Below are 3736 nucleotides of genomic sequence, written 5' to 3'. Positions count from 1 at the left end.
GCCTTTGACGCCGCAGCCACCCGTCAGCAGGCTGGCGGTGGCACCGTCGTTCGGAATACCCGTCGTGACGTCGCCTGGCGTACCCAGCGTGCCGGGCGTCACCGAGCCGTAGATCGAACCTGAGCCGTTGGCCGGCTGACCCGCCTGGAGATTGGCGCCACCGATGCGACTCAGGTCCTCGGTGTTGTAAGGAAAGCCACGATCACCCGCCTGGATGGCGTTGTCTTCCTCGAACTGCGCGCTGAAGTAGGCGTTGTAACCGTCCTTGTTCAGGTCGCCGCCGCCAGCAAGGAAGGTACCCTTGCGCGTAAAGCCACCACCGTGGGCAGAGTTGCCGACGTCAGCCGACGCTTCCACACCCTGGTAGCCGGGTTTGAGGATCACGTTGACCACACCGGCGATGGCATCGGCGCCGTACAGCGAGGAGGCGCCATCCTTCAGCACCTCGATGCKGTCGACCGCGGCTAGCGGGATCGTATTCAGATCGACGAAAGAACGTTCGCCATCGTCGGCCACGGCATAGTTGGCGGCACGATGGCCGTCAATCAGTACCAGGGTGGAGTTCACTGTCAGGCCACGCAGGGCAACACCCGACGAGCCCGCGGCAAAGCCGTTAGTGAAGCTGTTGGGAATGGAGCCACTGTTGTCGGCAGAGATGGAACGCACCACGTCGGAAATGGTGCTGTAGCCGCTGCGGGCGATGTCCTTGGCCGAGATCGTGGTCACCGGCGAAGCGGTTTCCGTATCGATACGCGGAATGGCCGAGCCGGTCACCGTAATGGTCTGCAGGGTGCTGGGGTTGGTGCTGGTGTTCTGGGGGGCCGCATCAGTGCTGGCGGCCTGTGCCCACGCGGTACTTGCGACCGGAGTGAGAAGGAGCGTGGCCAAGGCGCACGCGAGCTTGTTACGTTTCATGATCACGACCCTTATGCTTATTTCAGGCAATGCGAGCTCGCCCCGACACGGTGGTCAGGTGGCTGGATGGCATTGGTAATAACGAGGTCGTTAGTAGGGGAAGGCCTCGTCTGAGATCGAGTCTTTCATCATCACCAGGCGTATACAAGCAATTAACACGCGCGCTAAGACTTGCGGCCGAGTGCTCGTTTTTATGCAGATCGCAGGGGTGTGCGAATGAGCGGATGGCGAATCAGCAGCCTTATCCGTGCGTTACCGATGCGTCTCGTAAGATGTAATTTTTCCGCCGCCTCGAAATCCCACGTTGGTTTCGTTTTCATTTCGGCTAAATGAATGGTTGGCAACGGGGCATTGAACTGAGACACGAATGTCACCTGCGCGTAAATGCAGGAAGTGGACATCGTCGCTGACCACGCGCTCGGTCAATTCACGCGGTGACTCAGTAAGAGCCGGGCGGGGCCTTCTCGCCGAGCCAGCCTTCCTCGGGGCGTTTGTGCGCTTTCAGTCCCTGCCAGAAGGTCAGCGCGCGCAGCGTCCATTGCCGGCTGATCGCCAGGGCAAGTCCCAGCGGCGCTTTCAGGGCATCGCGTAGAGGCGACACACCCGGATACGTCGGCGTGACGCGCAGGTATTTCCTGCATACGCGGTTGAACTGATGCACACGGGCGAGATGCACCGTGTGCTTCGTATAGAAGGTGACACCGATGGAGACGGACACGCCGTCGCCCGGTGTCGCCCAGTCCGTGGTGGTTCGGGTCATGTGGGGGGAGGTGGTCGGGAAGTACACGCCGTCGCCGGGCCCGCTATCGAACTCATGGCTCGATGCGAGCGAGGAATCCTTGAGCTTCACATCGCGCAGCGTGTGGCTCACGATGAAGTCTTCGACGTGGGCGGCGGTAACGGCATCGCGGTCGGTTGGCTCCCAGACGCTAAGCACCTTCCTGCCATGCAACTGGAGCCAGAAATTGTTCTCGCGATCGATGTGGAAGGGCGTGACCGACGGCGGCGCGGAGATGAAGATGAATCCGGTGACGTTGAAAATGCCCGGCTGCTCGCGCTCGATCGTTGCCCGTACGCCGTCGATGATGGCTTCGAGCAGCGCGCGGTATCGCGGTATCGCCTCCACGTTATAGAGCGCAATCCACGAGCCGGTCTCTTCGATTCGCTCGAAGACGTCGTCGATATCGCGTCCGTCCGGATGCCGTGCGTCGTGGCGGAACGCCGAGGCCTGGGTCATGCCGGGCTTGACGAACCGGCACTTCTCCAGCGGCATGAGTTCCTTCGCCAGCCGTGCGAGCGCCGGTAACTGGAACAGGGGATGTCTATCGAAATCGTGGCGCAGCCGGTTAATCCGGTGCGTCGAGAATCCCTGTGGGTCGAGAGGCTGTACGCTCATGGTGATCGCTCCCCTGATGGCCAGAGCCGCCCTGCCTGGCATAGGAGAAGCGTCGTACTAACTTGCGGGCTTCGCTATCGGGCGCACGGTCTAACCGCAAGGTATTGCGTAAATCTACGGAGTGATCTGCCTCCGGCACGAAAACGGAAAGGGGCCCGAAGGCCCCTTTGTTCATGTCCGAATAGGTGTCACGCCGCCCTGGCAAGCCTCGAAGCCGTCACCGGCTTATTACGAAAGGCCACCCCCATCCGGTTGAAGGCGCTCATCAGCGCGATCGCGGTGGAGAGATCGGCGAGCTCTTTTTCGCCGAACTCAGCGGCGGCGGCAGCGTAATCGGCATCCGGCACGCCGGTGTCGGCGACCATGGCAACCGACTCCGCCCAGGCCAGCGCGGCCTGTTCGCGCGTGCTGAAGACATCGCCCGATTCACGCCATGCGGCGGTCAGGATCAGCTTCTCGAAGGGGACGCCATGCTTGTGCATGTCCTGCGAGTGCATGTCGATGCAGTAGGCACAGCCGTTGATTTGCGAGACACGAAGGAAAACGAGGTCGACGAGGTTCTTGTCCAGGCCGCTCTGCGAGAGGTAGCCGTAGACGGCGACAAAGCCCTTCATGGCGTCGGGAGCGATCTTCATGTAGTCGATGCGGTTGCTCATGGTGCGTACTCCGGCAGAGGAAATGGATGGTCGGTATGGGTATAGCTTGCGATCGGAACGGGCCATCCGAAAGAGCCAAGAATGTTCTTCTTCGATGTACCATCCGGCCATGGACGGTTCCTTCGGCATTTCCCTCGACCGCGCAGGACGGCTCTCGCTGTCCGAGCAGATCGCGGACGGTATCCGCGCGGCCATCCGCGAGGGGCGGCTGGCGCCCGGCGCGCGGTTGCCTTCGTGGAACGACCTCGCCATCCAGCTCGGCGTAGCCCGGGGCACCGTGCGCACGGCCTACGAGCGGCTGGCCGATGGCCAGTTCATCGTTGCAGCGGGCGCCGCTGGAACGCGCGTCGCGCGGCGTCCGCCCGCCATGCGGCCGGAGCCGGAGGCTCCCCGGCCCCGTCGGGCTTTCGGCGCCTTCGCGTCCGGCCCGACGCTGCCGGCGCCGTTCCAGGTGGGGGTACCCGCGGCGGATCTCTTCCCGGCGGCGCTCTGGTCGCGCATGCTCGCCCAGGCGGCGCGCGATGCCGCGATGATGCCGGCTGGCTATCCCGATCCCCGTGGCGAGCCGAAGCTGCGTGCGGAGATAGCGGGTTACCTCGCGGTGGCGCGTGGCTTCGCCTGTCAGCCTTCCCAGGTGTTTGTCACCAACGGATACGCCGGTGCCCTGAGCATCACCCTGCGCGCGCTCAAGCTGCACGGTGCGCGCGCGTGGGTCGAAGATCCCGGCTACCCCTTCGCACGGACGGCCCTCGCCTGGGCCGGACTCACC

Annotated in this window: 4 protein-coding genes; 1 reads left to right on the top strand and 3 read right to left on the bottom strand. The window is 63.3% G+C overall.

Annotated features, from left to right (window positions below; all coding sequences use genetic code 11):
- The 3 genes from AC1DSN_RS19805 to AC1DSN_RS19795 form a co-directional block, all read right to left on the bottom strand.
- A partial coding sequence (locus AC1DSN_RS19805) for a TonB-dependent receptor plug domain-containing protein (RefSeq protein WP_477332396.1) occupies window positions 1-915 on the bottom strand: 915 nt, incomplete at its 3' end.
- Between the two features lie 439 nt (window positions 916-1354).
- Window positions 1355-2311, bottom strand: coding sequence for a JmjC domain-containing protein (locus tag AC1DSN_RS19800; protein WP_477332394.1), 957 nt, complete (start codon window positions 2309-2311; stop codon window positions 1355-1357).
- A gap of 188 nt (window positions 2312-2499) precedes the next feature.
- On the bottom strand, window positions 2500-2967 hold the full coding sequence (locus tag AC1DSN_RS19795) for a carboxymuconolactone decarboxylase family protein (RefSeq protein ID WP_477297631.1): 468 nt from the start codon (window positions 2965-2967) through the stop codon (window positions 2500-2502).
- A 109-nt stretch (window positions 2968-3076) separates the two neighbouring features.
- On the opposite strand from AC1DSN_RS19795, the gene AC1DSN_RS19790 reads away from it, so the two are divergent.
- The coding region (locus AC1DSN_RS19790; RefSeq protein WP_477332392.1) for an aminotransferase class I/II-fold pyridoxal phosphate-dependent enzyme at window positions 3077-3736 on the top strand (660 nt) is incomplete at its 3' end.

This window comes from Luteibacter sp. P4_D7_3 (genome assembly GCF_056401735.1).
The sequence above is the reverse complement of the archived record's forward strand: the minus strand, read 5'-3'. Positions and strand labels throughout refer to the sequence as shown.